We start from the raw sequence: 2245 nt of genomic DNA, 5'->3' as shown, positions 1-2245 counted from the left end.
GCGGGGCTCCGCTCCAGACCTCGGGGTCCAGGGGCGGAGCCCCTGGTAGCGGGAACGGCCGGGCGGCTGTTCGCCTCCCCGCGCCTTTCCGTGGCATCGATGTGCGGCTCCGACGCGTGGCGGAGCAACGCAATCCAGCCCCTCCGGCGTTTGAAGAGCGGGGTCCAGGGGCGGAGCCCCTGGTATCGGGAAGGGGCGGGGAGGGGAAAGACCTGCCGGACGCCCCTGGGGCCCGCACAGACGGCACCACGCGCACCACGGCACGCAGGCACGACGGAAAGCACATCGGCACTACGGCACACGGCACTACGGCACACGGCACGAAGGCACCACCGCACTTCGGCACCGCACGTGCATCCCCCAACCTCATCGAGGAGAGCCGCATGCCATCCCGTACCCAACGCCAACGCCAACGCCAACGCCGCCGCACACTGCTGAGGGCCCTCGCCACCCTGACCACCGTGGCGCTGCTGTCCGCGGGCCCGGCTCTCGCCACGCCCGCGTCCCACTCCACCAAGGCCGCCGCCGAGGCGACGTGGGACACCGACCGCGCGGCGGCCGCGTACGCCGCCAATCACAACGCCGTCACCGCCTCCGGCAGCGAGAACGACGGCACCGCGCCGGGCCTGGCCTTCGACGGCAACGGGTCGACCCGCTGGGCCAGCCCGTTCAGCGACGACGCCTGGATACGTATCGACCTCGGCGCGACCATCCGGATCGACCGGGTCGTCCTGGACTGGGAGGCCGCCTACGGCAAGAAGTACGTCCTGGAGGTGTCGAAGAACGGCACCGACTGGGCCCCCTTCTACACCGAGAACGCCGGCACCGGAGGATCCCTCACCGCTCACACCTATCCGCAGGACGTCACCGGCCTACTGGGGCCTGCCGCAATCCAGCGTCGACCGGATCGCGGCGGGCGGAGTGCGGGCGGAAGTGGACTGGGTGCGCGTCGAACAGAAGGGCTGAGCGCTGCATCATGGGACGTTGACGGGCGGCTACCGTGGCCGCCCGTCAACGGAAGCGGCAACGGAAGAAGGAGGAGCGCCCATGCGGGTGGCGTTGCACTCGGTTCTCAAGGAGGGCCAGGAGTCCGGTTATGAGCAGGTGCACGCCTCGGTCCCGGAGGACCTGCTGGCGGCGCTGCGCCGGGCCGGGATCACCAACTGGCGGATCTGGCGCAGTGGCCGCCATCTCTTCCACCTCGTGGACTGCGAGGACTTCGCGGCCGCGATGGCGGCGCTGGACAAGGACCCGGCCAACCAGCGCTGGCAGGAGTTCATCGGCGCGTATGTCGACCACTTCGAGGACACCGGCGGTGCCCCCGCCGAGGCGGAGCGGATGGCGCTCGGCGAGGTGTGGGAGCTGAGCGCCCAGGCCGAGGCCGCCGAGCGCGGATAGGGGCCCCGGGAACGGGGAGGGGAACAGCCCGCCGCAGGCGTCAAGACGACCGGCCGAACCGGCGGAGCCTACCCATCCGGGCCGTTCGGCGCAGCCATTCATCAGACCTTGAGTACGGGTGAGAACGGGGCGAACGCGTCCGCGTACGACGTGGTGGCCCCGCGCGGGGGCGTGGCGGAACGCGACAAGCGCTCCGCACACGCCTGCCGCGCATCCCCGACTGGAGGTCAGTGAGTTGAGCCACCGACGTGTGAACAAGCGGACCCTCGCCATTTCCGGAGCCGCCGTCGCCGCGCTCGGAGCAGCGGCCATTCTGCTGCCCAACGCGAATGCGAACCCGGACAAGACGTCGGGAGCCAAGACCTTCTCGTCCCCGGTCGCGGTGAAGCTCGCGAGGAGCCTTGCCGCGGACCTCGGTGACAACGGCGCGGGCTGGTACTACGACAACGCCAACCGCCAGTTGGTCATGAACGTGGTGGACGAGGACTCCGCCGAGGGCGTCCGGGCCAAGGGCGCCGTGGCGAAGGTCGTGACCAACAGCATGGAAGAGCTGAAGGCCGCCACCAGGACGCTGAGCAGCGACGCGTCGGTGCCCGGCACCGCGTGGTCGATCGACCCGGTCACCAACAAGGTCCAGGTGACCGCCGACCGGACGGTGACCGGCGCCAAGTGGGCCACGCTGACCAAGGCCACGGACCAGATGGAGGGCACGGTCAGCGTCAAGCGCAGCCAGGGCGAGTTCAAGAAGTTCGACGGCGAGGAGGCGGCCCGGCCCGGCGACAACGGCGGCGCGGGCGCGGGGGACGCCGCGGGTGCGGCGGGCGCCGGGGATGCCGGGGATGCCGCG

Annotated in this window: 2 protein-coding genes and 1 pseudogene; all 3 read left to right on the top strand. The window is 71.2% G+C overall.

Annotated features, from left to right (window positions below; translation table 11 throughout):
* Window positions 1-383: 383 nt before the first annotated feature.
* Window positions 384-872, top strand: a pseudogene (locus KN815_RS42910) (discoidin domain-containing protein); the annotation flags it as partial.
* A 175-nt stretch (window positions 873-1047) separates the two neighbouring features.
* Complete coding sequence (locus tag KN815_RS42905; protein WP_216347179.1) at window positions 1048-1398, top strand: L-rhamnose mutarotase; 351 nt, start codon at window positions 1048-1050, stop codon at window positions 1396-1398.
* A gap of 250 nt (window positions 1399-1648) precedes the next feature.
* A partial coding sequence (locus KN815_RS42900; protein WP_253209602.1) for a S1 family peptidase occupies window positions 1649-2245 on the top strand: 597 nt, incomplete at its 3' end.

Origin of the sequence: Streptomyces niphimycinicus (assembly GCF_018883605.1) — a bacterium.
GTDB lineage: Bacteria > Actinomycetota > Actinomycetes > Streptomycetales > Streptomycetaceae > Streptomyces > Streptomyces niphimycinicus.
Note: the sequence above shows the minus strand (reverse complement) of the source record. Positions and strands in the feature narration are given on the sequence as shown.

What these genes read in the sequence shown, in the direction of transcription:
- KN815_RS42905 (WP_216347179.1), top strand. Translation starts at nt 1,048, where the DNA reads ATGCGGGTGGCGTTGCACTCGGTTCTCAAGGAGGGCCAGGAGTCCGGT.